Source organism: Phycisphaerae bacterium (assembly GCA_028714855.1).
Classification (GTDB): domain Bacteria; phylum Planctomycetota; class Phycisphaerae; order Sedimentisphaerales; family Anaerobacaceae; genus CAIYOL01.
The window spans coordinates 250,700-273,281 of sequence record JAQTLP010000001.1 but is presented as its reverse complement, the minus strand read 5'-3'; the positions used below and the strand labels follow the sequence as shown (position 1 = coordinate 273,281).

The following is a 22,582-nucleotide window of genomic DNA, read 5'->3' as shown; positions in this document are numbered from 1 at the left end:
AAAAATGACTGCTAAGCATTTTTCCTTGTATTTACTTTTTATTTCAGCCCTTGCTTTATCACCCTGTTACGGCGATACCACTGCTCCAAGGCCGAGCCCGGCGAAGTGGCGGATTGTCCCGATAACACTTGGGCCAAACTCAATTCAGATGGCTGCAGTAACTGCTTTGGATCAAGCCGGTAGTGTTCCCATACAGTACTTGTTTGAGTGCTCCAATATCCCCTCAGCCAGCAGCACATGGCAAACAGACACCAATTACATTGCTACAGGCCTTACTGAGAGTACTGTGTACACATTCAGGGTCAGGGCACGTGACAGCGCTTTGAATCAGACCAGCTGGGCGCTTGCTCGCTCGGCAACCACCGATGCTGTAACTACACCACCAGTACTGCGGCTGGACCTTAACTACTCGCAAGACAATAACGAACCAAACACACAGACCAGTTTTGTTCAGTTTAGCACTACAAACACCGGCAGCGAGGTAAATGGTATTATAATTGACCTAAGCGGCAGCATTAACACAGTCAGACGCGACGACCCTTGCGGTTCATGGTCGAGATACGCCGGCACTCCCGTGATGCCTGGCGACCCATGCTATTATTCCCAGCGGGCAGGCGAGAGGATTTATCGTGATTTTGTCTATGGGGTAAGCCCAAGCGGAGTTACTATCACGCTGTGGGGACTTGGGACCAACCGGGACTGCAACATAACCATATGGGCTTGGGACGCCCGAGTCACCGGAGATGTCAATCGGGTCGCTAAATGGTATGCCAACGGCACACATCTTTTTGATGCCGATTTCATCGGCGGAGTGATAAATCAGCCTCTGCCTGATAACTATTCTTCCAGCTCCTCTAATGATTTCTGGAAGTGGGCCTTTAGCGGAAGAGCCACATCAGATGATTTTGGCAGGATTATCCTGACGAGCGAAAGGGGCCCAAGCAGTCCAGAAAACCAGCCTTTTGCCTTTGTCAACGCCATACAGGTGGAGCCGAACGCATCGATAGCATTTGCCGAGACACCATATGCCCAGCGTCCGGTGCCGTTTAACGGAGCGGAAGACGCACCGATAGATGCTGTCCTTAGCTGGTTACAGGGCGGACTTGCTGAAACACACGATATATACTTCGGAACAAATGAAACCGCAGTAACTGATGCTAACAGGAGTAATACGCTGGGCGTACTGGTCAGTCAAGACCATTCAACTACGAGTTATGACTCGCTCGGCCTTCTTAACTTGAATACAACCTACTACTGGCGTATCGATGAGGTCAATGACGCGCCCGACTACACAATCTTTAAAGGCGAAGTCTGGAGCTTTACGACATCATCGTACTTCGTAATGGAGGATTTTGATTCTTATGGTGATGATTCAGAATTAGAAGCAGTATGGGATACTGACAGTACCGCAGCTGAGATTTCCGTTGAGACAACCATTTCTATCGACGGCAACTCAATGAAGTACTCGTATGACAACAATCTGCCGCCCTATTATTCTGAGGTCTACGCGGATATCGCTGATTTGGGGATAAACAACCACGACTGGCTCGGCCTGGGCGCGAATGCATTGGTACTGAACCTCCATGGGCAGATGACCAACCCGATTGGTGAGCAGATGTATGTGAGACTGACAGACGGTGACAACCCCGCGGGGACCAAGACCGTGTACGACAATATCAACTATGCCAAATATGAACAATGGAATGGGTGGAATATAGCGCTAACGAAATTTAATGATGTGAACCTGGCCAACATTGCGAGCATTACTATCGGCTTCGGTGATGGCCGCCCCGGAGACACAGGCACGGTGTATCTTGATGATATAACACTTGATACAGAGGTGGTGACGGTTGAGCCAAAAACCGTAAACATTGATTTAAACACTACGCACCAGACTATCAGGGGCTTTGGCGGCATGCATTTTCCCAGATGGAGCCATGGTTTATTAAATGATGCCGATGTTGATACGGCTTTTGGCAACGGTCCCGGACAAATCGGCATGACCATTATGCGCATCGATGTTCCACCGAACGATACCGACTGGAGCGGCCAAGTTTGGGCTCCATATAGAGCTATAAACACCCACGGGGCGATTGTGTTCGCATCACCATGGTCACCCCCGGCATCTATGAAAACTAACAATAATCTCGTCGGAGGTCAATTGAGTACAGGTTCATATGGTGCTTATGCTACTTATTTAAGTGATTTTGCTGATTATATGTCAGATAATAATGCCCCTCTGTATGCCGTCTCCCTTCAAAACGAGCCCGATGTCACTGTAAGCTACGAGTCATGTGACTGGACGTCGACACAAATGAGAAATTTTCTTGTAAATAATGCGTCAGTAATTCCAACCCGGGTGATGGTTGCTGAGTCGTATCGTTTCGCTCGTAGTTTTACTGACCCGATACTAAACGACCCATCTGCCGAAGCGCAGACAGATATCATCGCCGGCCATATTTATGGAGGAGGCCTCGCTGATTATCCTTTGGCAAGAAGCAAAGGTAAAGAGATATGGATGACCGAGCATTATACTGAGAGTGCACATGATGCGGACGAGTGGCCCCTTGCTTTGGGTGTGGGCAAAGAGATTCATGATTGTATGGCTGCTAACATGAATGCATACATATGGTGGTATATAAAAAGATACTACGGCTTAATGGAAGAAAATGGCGGAAATATCACCAAGCGCGGTTACTGTATGAGCCATTTCGCTAAATTCGTCCGGCCGGGATACGTCAGGGTAAGTGCGACAGCCAACCCCGCTTCTGGTGTTTATATAACTGCGTATAAAAGCGACGACACTGTGGTTATTGTTGCTGTAAATCAGAACTCCTCTTCCCAGACCGTGACTTTTTCGCTCTCTGGGGGCAGCGTGGATAGTTATACAAAGTATGTAACCTCAAGCAGTAATAACGTAGATAACATGAGCGCTGTAGGCCGTATTAATTTTTTGGCTGGGAACAGCATAAACACTTTCGTTGGCACCATCATCTCCAACTGCGCTGACGTTCTGTCTGCAGGCTATGGCCTGACCTCGGACATCAGCGGTGATTGCCATGTTGATTATGAAGACCTTAAAATTATGTCCGATAATTGGCTGCGTATCGATTGCGCCGAGGAGGAAAACTGCGAAGGTGCTGACTTTACGCCGACGGACGGTAATGTTAATTTCTTTGATTTCGCCCGTTTTGCCGAACAGTGGCTGCTGTGCAATGACCCCGAAGATGCGGGATGTATGGAAAATTGGTAAAACCTGAGTGTTTTACACCAATTAAGAAGGAGTATAGAGATGGCTGTTAAGCATTATTGGCTGTATTTAGTTTTTATTGCAGTCCTCGGCTGGTCGCCCTGTTACGGCGACTGGGAATCCGATGCAAATGCCAGAATTGAGCAGATACGCAAGAGGAACGCAGAGATTACGGTGGTCGACTCATTAGGTGCACCAGTACCCGGCATTAACGTGCAAATAGAGCAGATTGGACATCGCTTCGCATTCGGCACGTGCATCACCAACACGAAAATGACAGACGCCAGCTATAAGGATTTCATTCTGGACCATTTCGAGTGGGCGGTGTGCGAAAATGAGACAAAATGGCCTGACAATGAGCCATCGCGGGACAGCGAAACATATACATACGCAGATAATATCTACCAATGGGCTAACTCCAACGGACTCAATTTCCGGGGTCATTGTCTTTTCTGGGAACAGCCAAGTAAGGTGCAGGATTGGGTACAGCTTCTGGGATACGCAACATATCCGACTCCGAGCGACCTGCTTGGCGAAGTTGACGAGCGGATTGACAGCGCGGTAAACAAATACAAAAATAAATTCCGTCACTGGGACGTTGATAACGAAATGCTTACCGACTCATTCTACGACCGCCTCGGCGAGGGGGGAAGGGTCCATATGTATGAGCGGGCCAAGCTGAGAGACCCTAACTGCTTAATGTTTATGAACGAATATAACGGCAATTCATTCGGCGGCTATAACTCCACCCCTTATGCGGCCCGCGCCACCAGCCTGATTGGGATGGGAGCGCCGATAGATGCTCTCGGCATTCAGGGCCACTTAGGGGCAAATTTAACCTTTGACCCCGCATTATATTACAGTGATGTCCTCCAGCCGCTGGCGGCGCTGGACCTGCCTATATGGGCCACTGAATTCGACGCCAGGCACACCGACGAAAATATATCGGCCGACAATATCGAGAACTACTTCCGTATATGCTTCAGCCATCCTTCCGTTGAAGGCATAATAATGTGGGGCTTCTTGGAGGGTTCAATGTGGCGCGCCGACGCGTACCTTGTAGATGCTAGCTGGAACCTCACCGTAAGGGGCGAAAGATACGAGGACCTGATGGACGAATGGACAACAAATGACTCCGACACCACAGACGCATCAGGCAAGGTATCTTTCAGAGGATTTCACGGCACTTATCAGATAACGCTTTCCAAAACCGGCCAGCCCACCGAAATATACACAATAGAGCTGGAACCGGGCCAGACGCCTGCGCAATTCGTGCTCAAAAGATATGCTTCAGACGTCGGAATCCTCGGCTCATGGGTATCAGGCACAAGCCATACGAAAGAGTCAGGCACCAACCGCGCCCTGGTCTTTATTGCGCACGCCAGGCATAATTCCACTTCCGCTACAAGTTTGAACTCTGTAACTTATGGCGGAAGAGCGATGACGAAAGTCGTTGAAAAAATCACATCAAGCGCAAGCAATCCGCGAATATACACCGCGGCATTTATCCTTAACGATGCGAACATTATCGCCGCAAGCAATACTACCTTTGTACCCACGTGGAGCGGCACACCTACATATACTGCATACGGCAGTGCATTCCTTCAAAATGTAAATCAGTCATCTCTTACCGGAGCGACAGCCGGCGATGAAATAACAACCGGCTATATGCTGACAACTCCGATGCTCGCCACGAGCGCCGGAGATATGGTTATCGACGCTGCGACCTCCAGCGGTACAGGCGCATATACAACAAATAACGCTTTTACCGAAGCTCTCGATTTCACATTTACCAGCAGCCGTGCTGTGGAGGGTTATAAACAAGCGAATGGGGCCAGTGAAATACCAAGCTTCACAAATCTTACCAGCAACACCCACCAGACAGCCATCGGATTTGTGGTCAAGGCCCCGGCAAACGAGTTCATTCTTTCAAACTGCGGTAACGTCCTTGCCGCCGACTACGGCCTGACCTCGGACATAAGCAGCGATTGCCATGTCAATTATGCGGACCTCAAAATCATAGCCGACCACTGGCTGGATACCAATTGCATCGAGCCGGGCAACTGTGAAGGCGCAGATTTTGAGCCGACGGACGGCATAGTTGACCTGTTCGACTTCACCGACTTTGCCGTGCAGTGGATGATGTGCAACGACCCGACAGACCCGAACTGTACGCCGAACTGGTAGGATAAAATATATAAAAACCGCTGCCAATATCACTGCGTAACCGGACATAATCTGCAGAAAAAAAGGTTGCGTGAACCCTGTCTTTGCTGTATATCTGTCTTCCTAATGGAAAAGCTCATAATGTCACAGTTATTATGGGTCGGCAATAAGGCCATTCAGGGCAGAACAAACTGCCCTGCGGGGTAAACTTCAACTTAAATAGAAGGAGCCATTTATGCAGGAAGGAACGCAAAAACTCTCCATAGTGGAGAAAATAGGCTACAGTCTCGGCGACAGCGCCGCCAATTTCATCTTCCAGACGGTGATGATGTTTTTGATGATATTCTACACTGACGTGCTTGGAATATCAGGGGTAGCTGCCGGTTGGATATTTCTGGCAACAAGAATTTTCGACGCAGTCAACGACCCGATGATGGGGGCAATAGCCGACAGGACAAAAACCCGCTGGGGCAAGTTTAGGCCTTGGGTATTAATTACCGCGATTCCCTTCGGAATAATCGGCGTTCTTATGTTTACGGCGCCGGATTTCAGCCCGACGGGCAAAGTCATATACGCTTTCATAACATATAACCTTATGATGATAATGTACACTATCAACAACGTCCCGTACTGCGCAATGACCGGCGTTCTTACCGGCGACTCGGTAGAACGGACGGGATTGTCGCAATATCGCTTCATTTTCGCAATGCTGGCAACACTTGTTGTGCAGAGTTTTGCGCTGGACCTGGTCAAATTTTTCGGTAACGGCAATCAGGCCAAAGGGTTCCAGATGACAATGACGGTTTTCTGCTCATTTGCAGTGTTATTCTTCATAATCACATTCTTTACAACCAAGGAACGCGTCAAGCCGGACCCCAAACAGAAAACTTCCCTGAAAATGGATATCAAAGACCTTGCTTTAAATCCAGCGTGGCTTGCTATAGCATTTTTGACTGTTTCTATATTTATTACCCTTGCGTTGCGAGGAGCAATGATACCTTATTATTTTAAATATTACGTAAAACGGGAAGACCTTCTGGGCTGGTTTAATATGCTTGGTATGATTGTCACGCTCGCATGCATCCTTTTAGCCAAGCCTCTTTCGATTCGATTCGGGAAGCGCAATACCTTTCTTGTGTGTCTATTTCTTACGGCTGTTTTCGCTGCCGCATTCATCTTCCTGCCGCGGGACGCGATTGTTCTTATGTTCGTTTTCAATATTTTGTATTCGGCCTTTTATGCCCCGACAATACCGATGCTGTGGGCGATGATGGCTGACGTGGCCGATTACGGCGAATGGAAGACAGGACGTCGGGCCACGGGTATGACTTTCTCAGCGACGACCTTCGGGCTGAAAATGGGTCTTGCTTTAGGCGGGGCGATAACAGGATGGCTGCTGTCCTACTATGGATACATTCCGAACCAGGAGCAAACGGAGTTTGCCCTTAAGGGAATTCGCTGGATGATGAGTATTTATCCGGCGATACCGTTCTTCATTGGGGTTGGTTTACTGCTCTTCTATAAAATTACAAAACATACGGAACTGCAGATGACGCAGGAGCTAATCGAACGCCGCAAGCATTACGAACCCGAAACCCAAGGAGCATAAGCGTGAAGTTACAGAGACCGGCAATAAACGTCGCAGCATGTTTGGCTGTATTGATATTTGCTTCTGTTGCGGGCTGCAGCACTCAGCAGCCCGCCTTGAAAGATGCATTCAAGAATGATTTTTTCATCGGCGGCGCATTGAATGATGACGTGGTCAACGGCAAAGACCCAAAAGCCGCCGCCATCGCCGCGAAACAATTCAGCACCATCACGGCTGAAAACACTATGAAGTGGATGCATATCCACCCGGAGCCGAACAGATACGACTTCTCGGCTTCCGACCGCTTCGTGGACTTCGGCCTCAAAAACAATATGTTCATCATCGGCCATACGCTGGTCTGGCACTGGCAGACACCCAAATGGGTGTTTGTGGACGACGCCAACAAGCCGGTGACGCGTGATGTATTGCTTGCGCGTATGAAAGAGCACATCTTTACCGTTGTCGGCCATTACAAAGGCAAAGTCAACGGCTGGGATGTCGTCAACGAGGCGCTCGATGATAACGGACAGTTGCGAAAGAGCAAATGGCTGGAAATCATCGGTGAAGACTTCATCGCCAAGGCATTCGAATACGCTCACGAAGCCGACCCCAACGCCGAGCTGTATTACAATGATTTCTCCCTTGAACTGCCGGCTAAACGTGACGGCTGCGTGCGACTCGTAAAAGACCTCAAGGCAAAAGGCGTCCCCATCAACGGCGTTGGCATACAGGCTCAGGCCTGGCGACTGCCTCCTGATTACCCTTCGCTCGAAAACGTTGAGGATTTTATCAATGCCGTCTCAGCAACCGGCGTAAAGATTATGGTAACAGAGATGTGTATTGACGTCCTGCCGGCGGCCCTTGACCAAAGGGGTGCAGACATCGGTTCACATACAGAATTACATAAAAAGCTTAATCCTTATCCCGACGGCCTGCCCGAAGATATGCAGAAAAAGCTTGCGGACCGTTATGCCGAGCTTTTCTCGCTTTACCTTAAACACGCCGACAAAATCAGCAGGGTAACTCTCTGGGGCGTTTACGATAAAACAAGCTGGCTCAACAACTGGCCTGTAAGGGGACGCACCAACTACCCGCTTCTGTTCGACCGCAACTACAAACCCAAGCCGGCATTTTTCGCCGTTATTAAAACTGCCACGGGCAAAAAGCGGGATTGTATAGTGCGCAATTTATTCTCCACAGTTTTGGAATCCGGCTGTTTTGTAACAAACACTTTATATTCCGCAGCTTTGAAATCTGGTCGTTTTGCAGCAGATACTTTACTCTCAACCGCAGACACTTTATTATCCGTTTTAATGCCTAAGCAGCAGGCCAAAACATTCCAGAATCCTGTTATTCCGGGATTCTTTCCCGACCCGAGCATCTGCCGGGTAGGCGATGATTATTACACCGTGCACAGCACGTTCGAGTACTTCCCGGGCGTCCCGGTTATGCACAGCAAAGACCTCGTTCACTGGCAGCTAATCGGATATTGCCTTACGCGCAAAGGCCAGCTCCCGCTTGACAAGATGAGGGCTTCCGGCGGTATTTATGCCCCCACGATTCGCTATCATAACGGCACGTTCTATATGATAACGACCAACGTCGATGCCGGCGGCAATTTCTACGTCACCGCCAAAAACCCCGCAGGCCCATGGTCTGAGCCGGTCTGGCTCGACAATCAGGGAATGGACCCGTCACTATTCTTCGATGATGACGGCAAGGTTTATTACATCCGCCACGAAGGTCAGGCCGATGGCTACATCGGTCAAACCACGATTGACCTCAAAGCAGGCAAACTCGAAGGCCCGTTGAAAAAAATATGGGGCGGCACCGGCGGCATCTGGGCCGAAGGGCCGCATATGTATAAAATTAACGGCAAATACTACCTGATGGTTTCAGAAGGCGGAACAAGCTATGGTCACTGTGTAACCATCGCCCGAAGCGATTCGCCATGGGGACCGTTCGAATCGAATCCAAACAATCCTATCCTTACTCATCGTAATCTCGATGGCAATCCAATCCGCGCCGTCGGACACGCAGACCTTGTTAATACGCCCGATGGCTGGTGGCTGGTTTGCCTGGCCATCAGGCCCAAAGGTGGCTACTATCATCACATCGGAAGAGAAACTTTCCTCGCGCCCGTCGCCTTCGAAGACGGCTGGCCCGTCGTCAATAAAACCGGAACGATTAGTTTAGTAATGTCGGCGCCGAAACTAAAGCAGCATACCTGGCCGAAAGACCCTGCAAGGGACAACTTCGATAGTAAACAACTTGCGCTGAAATGGAATTATCTCAGAAATCCTGTTGAGAGTAATTATTCCCTTACTGAACGGCAGGGATTCCTGCGTCTTCACGGTTCCGGCGTTACTATGAGCGATAAGGATACGCCGACCTTCGTGGGACAAAGGCAAACTGACTTCAATTGTGTCGCCTCAACCCTGATTGAATTCGACCCTGCCAGTGAAAACGAAGAGGCCGGCCTTGTGGCCCGGCAGGATGACAGGCATCATTACGAAATCGCGGTAACGACGAAGGATGGTTCGCGCAAGGTTCTTCTCAGAAAAACCGTCGGCGGCAAATTGGTCGAACCAGTCAAATACGTGGATATTCAGCCTGGACCGGTCATATTATCGGTCAAAGCAATGCCGCTGACGTATGAATTTTTCTATCAACCAAAAGACGGAAAATCCGTAAGTCTCGGCACAGCCCCGACGAAAGACTTGTCCGTCGAAACGATAGGTTTTGACTATGGGATGTGCTTCACCGGCGTGTATTTCGGTATGTATGCCGCCGGCAACGGTCAAAAATGCACAAAACCGGCCGATTTCGACTGGTTCGAGTACAGCCTAGATACAAAGTGAAGGCCAATTAAGAGGATTAAAGCCGCAGATACGCAAAACACGAATCTCCGGCCGGCCTCGATTAGGGCATATTGATAAATCAGGGTGATACTTCGCTTTATCAATTTTTCTTGACATAGAGAAATTATAAGGTATATTTCCCTTTCTTGTTTTTTTTGTAAGGAGCTCAAAAAGTGGCAAAAAATAAAGATATTGACATCGTGGCCGCAGGACATACCTGCCTTGACCTGATACCGGCTTTTACAATTGATGGTAAAGTTGACAAAATGACCGACGTCCTTGTGCCCGGCAAAATGATTAATATGGGCAATTGCGTCGTTGTGGGTGGCGGGCCGGTAACAAATGCCGGCGTATCCATTCGCCGATTGGGCGTAAAAACAGAGCTTATCGGCAAGGTCGGCGACGACGACTTCGGCAACCAGATTATGCAATGGTATGAGGAGCACGAGGGGCACTTCAAAGGCATCCATCAGGTTAAAGGCGAATCAACCTCATATACAATCGCTATTTGCATCCCAGGCATAGACCGTTTTTATCTGCATCATTGCGGGGCAAACGATACATTCATCTATGATGATATGGACTGGGACATTGTGGAACGCTCCAAACTGATGCTTTTCGGCTATCCGCCGTGGATGAGAAAGATTTACGAAAACACCGGCGCGGAACTGACAAAAATCCTCAAAAAGACCAAGGAATTAGGAACAACAACCGCGCTCGACCTGTCACTTCCCGATGTTAATAGCTACGCGGGCCAGGTTGACTGGAAGGCGATCCTAAAGGACTGGATTCCGCTTTCTGATATTATGGTGCCGAGCGCAGAAGAGATACTCTACTTCCTCCATAAGGACATTTTCCTGCAGAAAAAAGCTAAACTCGGCCCCAAAGAGAGCGTTCTTGACCATATGACCGTTAAAGAAATTTCCAACCTGGGCAAAGATATGATTAATATGGGAACGCCCATCGCTATGGTCAAATGCGGCCACAGGGGCTTATACATCAGGACAGGCGACAAAAACCTGCTCAAGAGATTGGGCGCGGCCGGCTGCAAGGACCTCGACAACTGGGCGAACCGCGAGCTGTGGTTCCCGGTTTATCAGGAAGACAAATTCGTCGGAGCGCTTGGCTCAGGCGATTCGGCAATTGCCGGATTCCTTTCGGCTTTCGTCCGCGGGCTTTCAATCGAGGATTGCTTACGATACGCGAACGCCGCGGGCAGTATGAATGTTACCGTGCCAGACGGGTTATCGTGGAATAAGGGATTCAATGAGCTGACAAAACGGATTAAGGCGGGATGGAAAACAAAAGATTTGAAAATTGACGAGGCCGGCTGGAAAAAAGAGCGTGAATTCTGGGTCGGGCCTGATAATAAAGGTAAATGGGAATAAACCGTAGCATAAAACAGGAGATGAAAAATGGCGAAGAAAAGCAATGCAAAAAGAGATGCATTTGTCAGTAAAAAATTGGCAAAGATGACGCTGGACGAAAAAGTCGGCCAGCTTCTGACCTTTACCCGGCGAGGCGCAATGCTCACCCCCAGCGGTATCGAGCAAATCACAAGACTGCAATGCGGCGGACTTTGCCTCGAACCATACGCGGTCGAGACCTGCAAAAACCTCTACTGGGGCAATTCTCAGGTTGACAAGACCTTTAAACCCCCGAAAGGTTATTTCAAAATATCGAGCACCTATTTCGCCGGCAAAAACTTCGGCATCAGCATAACGCCCGGCGATTACACCAAGGACCTCAACAAACTGCAGAAAATCGCCTTGGGAAGGTCGTCCAAAATTCCTCTTCATATGACCATCGATTTCGAAGGCGACTTCAAGAACGATTATATGTCCGGCGGAATAAGGCAGTTCCCGCCTCCGATGGGTATGGCAGCTATCGGTGACCCCAAAATGACTTACAAAATCAATAACACCATCGCCAAGCAGCTCAGCAATATCGGCGTGACACAGATGTATTCGCCCGTCTGCGACGTGAACATCAATCCCAAGAACCCGGAAATCGGCGTCAGGTCTTTCGGCGACGACCCGGAGGTTTGCGCTAAACACGCCGTCGCATTCGTAAAAGGTCTGCAGGATGGCGGAATCGCCGCGACAGCAAAGCACTTCCCCGGAAGAGGCGACTCCGCGACCGACGCTCACGATGTCCTCGATATCATCAGGGCTGAGAAAAAGAGAATGTGGGAAGTAGAGCTTGTCCCCTTCAAAGCCGCTATCGAAGCGGGTGTAATGGCAATTATGACAGGCCATTCGGTTTATCCCGCCTTCGACGATAAATACCCGACGACACTGTCGGAAAAACTGCTCACAGGCCTCCTGAGAAAAGAGCTTGGCTTCGATGGCGTCATTGTTTCCGACGCTATCGGAATGGCCGCAATCCTCAAGCAATGGCCGCTTCCGCAGGCCTGCGCAATGGCAATAAAGGCCGGCTGCGACACAATCCTTCTCAAAGCAGACGACGAGTCCCGCTCGCAGTGCTTCTTCGGAATCAAGCAGGCCGTTGAAACAGGCTTCCTCTCTATGGAGCGACTCGATGAGGCCGTTACGCATCTTCTTAGAATGAAATATGAACAGGGCCTGTTTGAATCGGCTGGCAAGAAAAACCCCGACAAAGCTCAGAAATTCGCTATGAGCAAGCCCGTCGTCGATTTCTGCTGGGACGTATCCAAGAAAGCCCTGATGACAATGCGAAACAACAACAGGATACTGCCCTTGAGCCCCAAAGAGAAACTGCTCGTAATCGAACAGCGTATTCCTTACGAGTTCTGCGGCAAAGACCCCTATATGCATCAGCATATGTTCTGCGAGGATATGATTGAATACACGCAGAATATGATTCTGGTCGATACCGGCTTCGCGGCCGATGAAGAAGAATTCGCCGAATGCCTCAAATTGGCCGAGCAGGTTGACACCGTTGTTATGACCAACTATTACGCTCGAATCGTAAAGACGGGCAATAACCGGCTGCTTGTCAAGAAGCTCAAGGAAATGGGCAAGAAAGTGGTCGTTATGACCAACTTCCCGTACGTGGAAGGCACGACCGCCGAGGCCGACGCCGTCGTCTGCAACTTCTCCGGCACGCCCGATTCCATAAAAGCCGCCGTTGGAATGCTCTTCGGCAAGATTAAACAAAACCCGAAGACTAAGCTCCCCATCAAGCTCGTCGGCCAGAAAGAATCAGCCGTATCGGCCCCGCCGAAGAAAGCGCCTGTCGGCCTGTCTTATTGCTGATAGCGAATTAAACAGATAACTTAAATTACCGCCGATGCTGAAAAACAGCATCGGCGGTTTTGTTTTCAGTTTTGACAATTACACAACACATACGGTATCATACCATTATGAGATTATTCAGTACCGATCTCGCAGAGGGACTGGAAATCGCCGAAAAAGTCAACACGAAATACAAACCCGTGTTCGATAAGCTTCCGCCGGCACAGCGAGCGGCTTTGGCGCGGTATTTCCTGCCGCACAAGTCGAATAAGCAGGTCGTCGACGTTACAAGGCCCGGCGTTGTCAAATGGTACTGTCCATTCGCCGACCAGAAAGATTTCCCCAGCGGCCATCGCTATTGCATCAATGTTTACGCCGGCTGCAGCCACGGGTGCAAATACTGCTACGCGCAGGGCTACGAGCCAAGCCAGGCCAGGTGCAAAGACGACTTCAAAAAGAAATTGCTCAAAGACCTTGCCGATATCGAAGAGTTTAACCTGCCGCCCGCTCCGCTGCATTTGTCCAACAGCACAGACGCGTTTCAGCCCCTCGAACTGCGGCAAAGATTCGCGCTTTATACTCTTCAGCAATTGCGGCAATACCGCCGATACTTTACCAGCATTACCATCCTGACAAAAAATCCAGCGGTACTTACAGAGCCTGAATATCTCGAATCGCTCAAGCAGCTTGCGTCTTTGCCGGCGGACCACCCGCGGAAAGACCTGTTTAATAGCGAAGCAATCCCCGCCTTGCGCGTAGAGGTCTCGCTCGCTTTTTGGGATGAGGATAGCGCAAAGTTTTACGACCCCGGCGCACCTGCTGTTGAACAGAGAGTAGCCGCGATAAAGAGACTTCGACAAAACGATATACCTGTCGTGCTGCGTATTGACCCGCTGCTGCCGCGTAATCCGCTGCCGGGCGGTAAATTCCTGGCCGATTTCCAACTGCCGGATGCGCAAAGTCTGGCGGATATGGAAAAACTTATAAGCTTTGCCGCGGACACCGGCGTGCTGCATATCGTTTATTCCGTCGCAAAAATTGTCGCCCCAAGATACAAACCGATGACCGAAGCAATACAGCGGCTTAAACAGGTTTATGAGTATGCCGCTGCCCCTGATAAACTCACTTTCCGCAGCGGCGCCTGGCGGCTGCCGGACAATATCGCTCAAGAACATATTGTTAAGCCGTTCCTCGAAATCTGCGACAGCTTCGGAATGAAAGCATGCCTCTGCAAACAGAACCTGCTCTCAACGCCGTAACATTTCTGGTTGGGGAAAATTGCCATTCTGAAATAATCGTAAGAATATTCATCGCAGGAATTAGTGCTGTCATAAACTTTCTGGCGCAAATTAAGTTTATTAACAGAAGTTTTTAATAAACATCCAATGCGACGAGCGAAGCTTTCTCTGAACTTATCCTGAAGATTTAGAATGAAACCTGTTGGCTTGCAAAGCCCTGCGAGTAGTTCAAGCTGTTGGCATATGTTTTCATAGGAATAATCTTCCTTTACGTGGTCAAGCACATATGGCAAAAAGCATATGTCATACGGGCCAAGCATCCTTGATATTCTGCGAAGCTGAACCATGCTGCCTGGAAATGGTGTATCTAACGCCAAAACATTTAACCTGTTTATGCCGTATAAATGTTTTGCGTAAGTCTCCAGCATTTTCCTTCCAACGGCTAAAGCTTCAATACATATGTCATTTAAGGCTATATTGACGCAAATGTTTTTATTAAGCTTGCAACATACCTTCGACACAATATTAAGGACTGCTGTGCTGGCCACAGCAGGGCCACAACCGATGTCAGCTATAGTAATATTTCTACGTTGCACCGCAGAGACAAGCCTTTCAAAAGTGTCTTGCTGTAAGATAGCATTTTGAATTTGAAAGAAGTGCCTTGCGAAAAGCCTGTCAAGAAAACCGCGTAAGCTTGGTTTGTCTATGGGATATGTGCATTCAGCTTCGGATGAACTACTGGGAGATGGCAAAGAGCTAATTTGTCGCTTCAGTATCTCTTCAAGTTTGTCGTCGAGCGTCCAAATGTTGTCAGGTACAATTTCTTCTCTTATTTCAGCTAACATTGGATATGTCATTCATAACCTCCGTTAAATAGTATGGCCCAATATCCCCCCTATAATTGAACGAACATGCGCGATTGATGCGAAAATTCTGATATTTTCGGAGGAGAGATTTTTGCTAACCCGTTGCGCTTAAAGAATTAAAAAAAACTTACAAAATCTCAGGATTTGCCGCTGGCTACCTGCGCTTTTGATTGAAAATTCTGCAAGCCATAGATTGCCTAAATTGATAGTTTTTTTGGACATTGACGAGTGGTAAAAATGAGGCAAAAGGGGTTGAAATTGCCGTATAATCACACTGCACACTGAAAGAAAAAAGACATTCCGTAGGTTACGCCTGCCCTAGTGTTAGTGCCGCAGAATCAATAGGTGGATTAGTAAAGTTTTTCAATCGTTCTACAATAATCTTCATAAATAACAAAAGCAGCAATGGCACCACAATAGTCAAAATCAGTCCAGGCGCTGTGGCAATAAGATGTTTGAAAATGGCAAAGTGCGCTTTTAAGCGATAACTATCTAACTGCTCCTTCACAGATGGCATAAGGTCGCTAGTCACTTTTTTCCATTTCTCCTCAAAGGAAGATTTGGTAGCAAAGTCTTCTTTTCGTGCTAAGAATAAAAATATTAGAATCTGCCAAAGAGATAATTGATGACCGAATCTAATGAAACCATTCATAAACTCTCGAAGCATTCCATAAGCCGGGTGGTTAAATGATATCAGTCCTTCTTGGGCCTCGTCGAACAGCGCATCTCGCAAATCAAAGATGTCTTGTCGAAAAGCGTCTAGCTTATATGCCCTATACCGCCAAAACACAATATATGCTATTGCCATAATAGCCAACAAACTCCAGGCGGCATTAAATAATGTATCATTTGTCATCTTATCACCTCTTAAGAGCGGTCTTTTGGATTTGTGTCTCCATCTGCTCCAAGTTTACTTGAACTACGATTGGGATCGAGCTGTTGTTCGTATTTTTGAATTCTTCCTTCCAGCCGTCCTATCGTTCTTTTTCGTAATCTTCGTTCACCCATGCCATAAAGAAGACCACAACCACCAAAAATATAAGCAACACCGTTATTTGCCTTTAGGCTTCCGAAGAATTTCACAAGGATATTGGCGTCAGTTATCTTCCCTGAAAGAGAGTCAACGCAACAGTAAAGCATCCAGAACACGAAACATACAGTTCCATACTTCATAAGATTGTTGAGTACAGAAGCAACTACGCTCGATATATTGAACTGACGAAGTAACCGGTTTTCCGCTTTCAATTCAGACGAAGTTTTCTTTTTCGACATCGTTCTGTCTATTTTTCCTCTATGATCCGGCTTCTTAGATCGACTATATCCACTCTTCGGCAATTATATAGTTAGTGCATAAATTTGTAAATAGGGAAAAACCTGTTTTTTTTGGCCTATTATGCGTATGGCAAATATAATACCAGAGCATCCTGCTGCAAAAATCAGTCTTTTCGGCCTTTGCTGGGCCTGAAATGGGGTAAAATTGAGTAAGCAGTGGCGGTGGTTTTTGATTTTGACCCTACGACTTTGTTCAGGGTAGAATTTTTTGTTTTAAATTATTAGAGGATTTTGGCGTCAGTTGCCATGATAAGCTCCACTTAGTTTTGAGTTTTTAGTTAATCCCTTAAAGGGTTTTCATTTCAAGAGAAAATCCCGATGGGATAGCAAAAGGCGCATCCCACAGGGCAGGCTTTCTCTCTACCCCCGCTGCTTCGCAAAAGCGAAGCAAAACGACGGGGGCTACGGGAATACATCCCTTCGTAATTGGAGGGACATGCGCGTTTGATGCGAAAAATACAGGGTTTTGGATGGTGCGATTTATGCTAAGTCGTTGCCATTAAAGGGATAAAAACTTTTTGAAAAAATGGATTTTAGGTGTGCAACTACCAACGATTTTGATTGATTTTTTCAGCCGCAGGGTGAATCTGCGTAATTTACCACACGAGGAGCTCAAAGGCGGGGGAATCCTTCACCGTGGCGCCGGGCTGCGCATTGGCGGCCTCGACTAACTGCTTACTCCAGTCGTCGATGATTACTTTGGCGGGGGCCCACCAGTTGAGGGCCTTCAAATCGAGAATAGCCGATTTCGGGTGCTCGCAGTCGGCGAACATGCCGATGATTTCGCCGGTCTTGCCGTCCCTGAAGCGGCCTTCGATAGCGACCACGCCTTTGCCGACGTCCTGTGATTTCGATGCCACACCGCTGGTCATGCCGACCACTGCCGGGATACTTGGAAAAACACAGCCGACGGCGGCAAATACCGCCCTTGACGGCACCAACTGCACGAGGGCCATCTCGAGTATCAGCGTATCGGGACCGGCGACATTTACTACTATGAAGCGACGGCTCGGGTCTTTCATGAAAGCCCGCGTGAATGAGTGCTGCGTATAGTCTGCCATCGACGTGACGTCTTCTTGAAGCCTTTCCTTATCGAGGTTGGCGAGGTTCATCTGCTCCCAGAATTTCTGGGCCATAACGTGGTCAGTATTAACAGGGGCGATGAAGATTTTATGGTAGGCCCTGGGGTCGAATTTGTCGTTCCAGTAGGTGCGCTGGAAGGGCACATTGGCATCTTTGGACATCCGTTCGGGGTTAGGATTGAAGCCGGAGTCGGGCACCTCGCCTGCTTTGCAGCCAGTTAAAATAAAGAGCCCTGCGAAAAGACATATATTCGTTATAAGCGCCTTTGCCATATTATCTTGCTCCCATTAAAAACAGATATAGACAACCTCACTCTATTTTCTCTCCAATGTGCTTAACTGTCAAGGCCCTGTTTATCCGCGTCAAAAAACGCTTGAAAGGCAGGGTGGTATATGGTATTATTTTGTGTTTTACCGCTGTTTAACCGCTAAAAATGCGGAAACCGCGGAAATTAAACCTAACAGGAGACGTTAAATGGCTAAAGCGAGCAGCTTAAAGATGAGCGATTTGTTCACAATATCGGGGGCACAGATACCCGCGATTTACGTTAAAAACAAGATGTCGGTGCATTTTCAGGGAATGTCAAAGACAATGGACTTCCCTCTGACTATTTTTCTTCAAGGCGCTCCAACCTGCTCGGCAGGCATATCTCCCGATGGTTTATACAACCGCATCAATGACGCGGGACGGCTGGTATATATAAATCAAAAGGCGATGCAGTTCGCTTCCGCTCCGATTGTCCGCATTTCCGCCGCGGGCTGCCTTCCGCCAAACGACGAGAAGCCGGTAATGCTCACGACAAAAAAGCCGCAGGTATCGGAAAGCCACGATGATATACCCGTATCGGAACGCTATTATTATGCTCCGGTAGATGTAAAGTGTGTTACGATTTCTCTGGCAACGCCAATGACGGATATGTCTTACAAATTGGGCAAGGCCACAGTTACGAGAAGATTAATCAGCCCATTCCTTTCCGGCAACGAACAAACTCTGATGCCTATCGGCGTCGAAGAGTATGAGGTCGAGAACACTTCGAAGCAGGCACAGCAGATTACGTTAGTGATACCGCGGCCGAGTTTGGCAAACCTGCAGGAGAAGAAATACCGGCCGATTGACCAGGACACCGCCTTTATATGCTCGGCGCAATTGAAAGGCCACGTCCACGAGGATTTCAGCTCTGCCGGGGTAAGAGGCGTGATAATGGGCAGTACGGAAAGCTCGTGTTTCGATTCTAAACAAGCTGGGCCGAGTCCGGAGAAAATGGTTATAGCGGTGCCAGAGATGGACGGGGTAACGATAGACACGCAACCGTATTTCAGATTAAACAGCTTAAGGCAGGATTTGCTACTGAAGGGCGACGGCGGCTTTTATGAAAAGTTCGGGCCTAAAGTCAATCACGATTACGGCGCAGCGGTCAGCATTACCTTCACGTTAAAGCCGAAAGAGACAAAGAAGATACCGGTCGCAATCGTTTTCGACTTCCCGCAGCAGTGGTATGCGGACGGGACGGCATTTGACCGCAAATACGTCAAAAGCTTCAAGAACGCAGACACCAGAGCGCAGGATATGGCCAAATTAGCGCTCGATAAATATCCCGAATGGCTAAGCAAGACAATCGCAATTCAAAACAAGATGTTAGAGCTGATACAGCAGAGTCCTTCCTATAAAGGAGACGCCAAGGGCGCGTTAATGCTGCTGAGACTGATTGTCAACGAATTCCATTTCCCGCTGTCGAACGCGGCGGCGTGGATTGTGGATAAGGACGGCAACGACGTGGCAAGATTCCTTGAATGTTTCGATTATCCTTATGTCAACTCGCAGGACGTTGACTGGTTTTCGATGATACTGCTGATGCTGTTCCCGGATGTTGAGAGGGAAATCTGCCAGCAGTTCGTCGACTCGATACTGGACGAAAATCTTACGGAGCGGTTCTATCATACCCACGCATCTTTCGCCGAGGCCCGGCAGCATTTCACGGATCATCCGGATGAGTACGAAGGCACATCGCTGACCCACGTAAAAGCGCCTACGAAAATAAAGGGCAGTCTGTATCACGATTTGACCGCTTTGACCTTCGGCAATCCGATGCGGAATAAAAGCGAATACACCTGGTATAACACAAATTACTGGATAGACCTGTTTCCCAAAATCGCGCTGCGGGTGCTGCGCAACGTTAAATACACAGGCGATACGGATTTCCTTAAGAAGAACTGGGAGACGCTTAAATTCGGATTCGAATATTTAGAAAAGCTCGACCTGGACGGTGACGGCATCCCCGAAGGTAATCCCGATGAGGTAAAGAACACCTTCGATAATATCACTTTGTTCGGGATAGACTCCTACTGCACAAATGGTTTTTTAGCTGTCTGCAAGGCAATGAGCAAGATGGCGGATATGATGGGAGACAAAAAAGCCAAAAAGGAATACGAAGAGATTTTCGAAAAGAGCTTTGCCGTTTACGAGAAGTTGTGGATAGACAAGAAAGTTAAAGGCAAGCGGATGCAGTATTACGCTACCTGTGTTGACTTTGCCACGGGAAAGACAAACGCGGACGTCTGGACTAACCAGCTCGATGGCTTGTGGTATTTGATACTAATCGGGGAAGAGCCGTTTATCCCCGCCGAGAAGGCAAGAGTGATTCTGAAAACGATTTACACAAATAACCGCAATCCTCTCGGCTGGGCCACCGCCCGGACACAAACCGGCAAACCCGTTGAATCGGACCAGGGGAAGGACGTCTGGGTAGCGTCGAATTATGTGCTCGCCCAGCTTCTCGATTATTACGGATTAGTCAAAGAGAGCAAAGAAGTCTATAAGGTAATGGACAAGGTCGTGTTCCAGCACGCCAATTCCCTTATTACCCCTGAAAGCGTCAGGCCGACGTTTGAGAAGGAAGCCGGCGAATCGAAGCCGGGGCCGCATTATATCGTATGCGGCTATACCAGGCCCGGCGCGATATTCTCGCAACTGGCAATGATGTATATTAAAGAGCTTCAGCAAAAGACTGGTTCTACAACCATAGACTCTCCGCAGTTGAAATCTTTCCTCGCCGGCTTATTTAAACAGTAACCTGTCTTGCAAATCACAGCAATAAACGATATAATACATCGTACGATTGCGGATGCGCCATCGAACCACAAAGCGGAATTTTTGAAAAGTTAATACGGGGGCGAAAGGCTTCGACCGGATGACGGAGAGCCAAGACGCATGTCCAGGACGCCGGTTGGCCTGGCTAATCATTCCGGCAACAACTTTAATTGGCAACTACCAGTTGCAAATGGCTGCTTAATTTAGCGGCTCGTCCTGTCTGACTTTGCCTGTGGGTTAGGCAAGGGCGTAAAAAAGCAGGCTGGCCAAGTCGGTTTTTCGGGCCGGTGCGGTGAGACTTAATCCCGAAATAGCTGAATTTTGAGCCTGTCGTTTGGCGCTTAATAAGGCGAAAATAGTAAATAAAGCGACTAAACATGTAGATGCTTGTCTTGAAGCATCTCGGGACGGGGGTTCGAATCCCCCCGCCTCCAGTCTTCGTTCGCCGCTTGTCGGCGGACGAAGGGTGTCACGGCATAGTCCCTAAGTGGGATGAAGTCGGACTTTTTATTAACACATTACGGGAATTTTGCAAAAGATGAAGAAACAAATATTCTTGTATCTATGCTGCGCATTTCTGTTTCCTGCAAATACTTTTGCTGAAGATTACAAAAGCGACCACTTTATAATCTCCAGCGATTTAGACCCCTGTTTCGTGGAATTTGTCCAGGTAAACGCCGATGCGTATTACGAGAATCTGCTGGGACAGTATTTTCAAACGGGCTGGCAGAAACCTCTGACAATCTACTACTCCAAAACACAGTCCGACACTCAGCATCTCCTCGACAAAAACGGCAAGAAGACGGAAGTCGATTACGGCTTCTATGACCCCGATATGCCGGCGATATACACGCATCGGTATATGAACGACGGAGAGCTTAGCGGCTGGGGCACGCTTTTTCACGAAATCGCGCATCACTTCATTCGGCTGAATTATCGAAACTCTCCCACGTGGTTTAATGAAGGGCTTGCCTGTTTTTTGGGCGAACAGAATCGAATCGTCAAAGGCAAACTAAACGTCGGCAGGCCGAACCCATGGCGGGAACAAATATTGAGAAAAGAAATGGAGGAGGGACGCAGGCCCAATATAAAACGCCTGTTCGCATCCTCAACAGAACAATTTAATGAGTGGAATTTGGGCTGTCATTTTGCAAGAGCGCTTTTTTACTGGCTGCACGAAACGGGCCAGATCGAGCAATACTTAAAAGCCGTCCAGGAAAAAGGTTATGAGCTTCCGGTCCTCGAAGAAACAGTGGGCGCCACTTATGGAAAGATAAATATAGAGCTTAAAAAGTTCATCGAAACGAATTGTTATGCCGGGGCATATTTGAAGGACGGCCAGCAAGCTAGTGACCAGGCCCAAAAGATTCAGGCATTTTCAAGTGCCCTCGAATTGAAACCGGATTATCCCGCAGCCCGGCTGGAATTAGCTGAATGTTATTACCGAAGCAAGGATTACGAAAAATGCAGGGAGAATCTCAAGCCAATTCTCGAAGACCCGGAAAGCGTTGAGTATCCGCAGGCAGCCGGCCTGATGGCTAACATATATTATAACGAGAAGGACTACCAAAAAGCGATTGAGTATTACAACAAAGCATGGGAATACGCAGATTATTACGAATACAAACATCGAACGGCCTACCATATTGGAAACTGTTACTATCACCTGAAAGACCCGAAAAACGCCAAGTGCTGGTATGAGAAGTTTCTGAAATGCAACTGGGAAAAGGAAGATATGAAGACCAGCGCCGATTACGCGAGAAAATACCTCGCATCTACAACAACTGCTGACGCAAACCGTGTCAAATCCGAAAAAAACACTAAAGCCGATGCCAACAGCGTCAGCAATACGGCCTCACCCCAAAAATCTGCGCACCGGCAACAGCAATAATA

Annotated in this window: 13 protein-coding genes and 1 other RNA gene; 10 read left to right on the top strand and 4 right to left on the bottom strand. The window is 48.3% G+C overall.

Annotation, left to right across the window (positions count from 1 at the left end; genetic code table 11):
* The first annotated feature begins 4 nt into the window (after window positions 1-4).
* The 7 genes from PHG53_01220 (at window position 5) to PHG53_01190 (ending at window position 14,342) form a co-directional block, all read left to right on the top strand.
* Window positions 5-3,253 (top strand): glycoside hydrolase family 30 beta sandwich domain-containing protein, encoded by a 3,249-nt coding sequence (locus PHG53_01220; GenBank protein MDD5380246.1) that lies wholly within the window; start codon window positions 5-7, stop codon window positions 3,251-3,253.
* Between the two features lie 39 nt (window positions 3,254-3,292).
* Window positions 3,293-5,437 (top strand): endo-1,4-beta-xylanase, encoded by a 2,145-nt coding sequence (locus PHG53_01215; protein ID MDD5380245.1) that lies wholly within the window; start codon window positions 3,293-3,295, stop codon window positions 5,435-5,437.
* A gap of 214 nt (window positions 5,438-5,651) precedes the next feature.
* A complete protein-coding gene (locus PHG53_01210; GenBank protein ID MDD5380244.1) occupies window positions 5,652-7,025 on the top strand; it encodes an MFS transporter in 1,374 nt (457 codons plus the stop codon).
* A 2-nt stretch (window positions 7,026-7,027) separates the two neighbouring features.
* Window positions 7,028-9,865: an endo-1,4-beta-xylanase gene (locus PHG53_01205; GenBank protein MDD5380243.1), complete on the top strand. Its 2,838-nt coding sequence runs from the start codon at window positions 7,028-7,030 to the stop codon at window positions 9,863-9,865.
* 173 nt (window positions 9,866-10,038) lie between these two features.
* Window positions 10,039-11,253 (top strand): carbohydrate kinase family protein, encoded by a 1,215-nt coding sequence (locus PHG53_01200; GenBank protein ID MDD5380242.1) that lies wholly within the window; start codon window positions 10,039-10,041, stop codon window positions 11,251-11,253.
* Window positions 11,254-11,280: 27 nt separating this feature from the next.
* Window positions 11,281-13,104, top strand: a complete 1,824-nt coding sequence (locus PHG53_01195) for a glycoside hydrolase family 3 N-terminal domain-containing protein (GenBank protein MDD5380241.1) — start codon at window positions 11,281-11,283, stop codon at window positions 13,102-13,104.
* 107 nt (window positions 13,105-13,211) lie between these two features.
* On the top strand, window positions 13,212-14,342 hold the full coding sequence (locus tag PHG53_01190) for a hypothetical protein (protein ID MDD5380240.1): 1,131 nt from the start codon (window positions 13,212-13,214) through the stop codon (window positions 14,340-14,342).
* Here PHG53_01190 and PHG53_01185 read toward each other — a convergent pair.
* The 4 genes from PHG53_01185 to PHG53_01170 all read right to left on the bottom strand — a co-directional run bounded on the left by PHG53_01185 (window position 14,249) and on the right by PHG53_01170 (window position 17,874).
* Window positions 14,249-15,178, bottom strand: coding sequence for a hypothetical protein (locus tag PHG53_01185; protein MDD5380239.1), 930 nt, complete (start codon window positions 15,176-15,178; stop codon window positions 14,249-14,251). The genes PHG53_01190 and PHG53_01185 overlap by 94 nt on opposite strands.
* A gap of 316 nt (window positions 15,179-15,494) precedes the next feature.
* Window positions 15,495-16,043, bottom strand: a complete 549-nt coding sequence (locus tag PHG53_01180) for a hypothetical protein (GenBank protein MDD5380238.1) — start codon at window positions 16,041-16,043, stop codon at window positions 15,495-15,497.
* 11 nt (window positions 16,044-16,054) lie between these two features.
* On the bottom strand, window positions 16,055-16,459 hold the full coding sequence (locus tag PHG53_01175) for a hypothetical protein (GenBank protein ID MDD5380237.1): 405 nt from the start codon (window positions 16,457-16,459) through the stop codon (window positions 16,055-16,057).
* A 656-nt stretch (window positions 16,460-17,115) separates the two neighbouring features.
* A complete protein-coding gene (locus PHG53_01170; protein MDD5380236.1) occupies window positions 17,116-17,874 on the bottom strand; it encodes a DUF3313 domain-containing protein in 759 nt (252 codons plus the stop codon).
* A 202-nt stretch (window positions 17,875-18,076) separates the two neighbouring features.
* On the opposite strand from PHG53_01170, the gene PHG53_01165 reads away from it, so the two are divergent.
* From PHG53_01165 to PHG53_01155, 3 genes are all read left to right on the top strand, one after another.
* The gene (locus PHG53_01165) at window positions 18,077-20,671 is read left to right on the top strand and encodes a GH116 family glycosyl hydrolase (protein ID MDD5380235.1); all 2,595 of its coding nucleotides are present in this window, start codon (window positions 18,077-18,079) and stop codon (window positions 20,669-20,671) included.
* 96 nt (window positions 20,672-20,767) lie between these two features.
* Window positions 20,768-21,126, top strand: a transfer-messenger RNA (tmRNA) gene (ssrA, locus tag PHG53_01160).
* A gap of 101 nt (window positions 21,127-21,227) precedes the next feature.
* Window positions 21,228-22,580, top strand: a complete 1,353-nt coding sequence (locus PHG53_01155) for a tetratricopeptide repeat protein (protein MDD5380234.1) — start codon at window positions 21,228-21,230, stop codon at window positions 22,578-22,580.
* Window positions 22,581-22,582: the final 2 nt, after the last annotated feature.

Coding starts and splice junctions, on each gene's coding strand:
- PHG53_01185 (MDD5380239.1), bottom strand. CDS start 15,178: ATGACATATCCAATGTTAGCTGAAATAAGAGAAGAAATTGTACCTGAC.
- PHG53_01190 (MDD5380240.1), top strand. CDS start 13,212: ATGAGATTATTCAGTACCGATCTCGCAGAGGGACTGGAAATCGCCGAA.
- PHG53_01215 (MDD5380245.1), top strand. CDS start 3,293: ATGGCTGTTAAGCATTATTGGCTGTATTTAGTTTTTATTGCAGTCCTC.
- PHG53_01165 (MDD5380235.1), top strand. CDS start 18,077: ATGGCTAAAGCGAGCAGCTTAAAGATGAGCGATTTGTTCACAATATCG.
- PHG53_01155 (MDD5380234.1), top strand. CDS start 21,228: ATGAAGAAACAAATATTCTTGTATCTATGCTGCGCATTTCTGTTTCCT.
- PHG53_01195 (MDD5380241.1), top strand. CDS start 11,281: ATGGCGAAGAAAAGCAATGCAAAAAGAGATGCATTTGTCAGTAAAAAA.
- PHG53_01210 (MDD5380244.1), top strand. CDS start 5,652: ATGCAGGAAGGAACGCAAAAACTCTCCATAGTGGAGAAAATAGGCTAC.
- PHG53_01170 (MDD5380236.1), bottom strand. CDS start 17,874: ATGGCAAAGGCGCTTATAACGAATATATGTCTTTTCGCAGGGCTCTTT.
- PHG53_01175 (MDD5380237.1), bottom strand. CDS start 16,459: ATGTCGAAAAAGAAAACTTCGTCTGAATTGAAAGCGGAAAACCGGTTA.
- PHG53_01220 (MDD5380246.1), top strand. CDS start 5: ATGACTGCTAAGCATTTTTCCTTGTATTTACTTTTTATTTCAGCCCTT.
- PHG53_01180 (MDD5380238.1), bottom strand. CDS start 16,043: ATGACAAATGATACATTATTTAATGCCGCCTGGAGTTTGTTGGCTATT.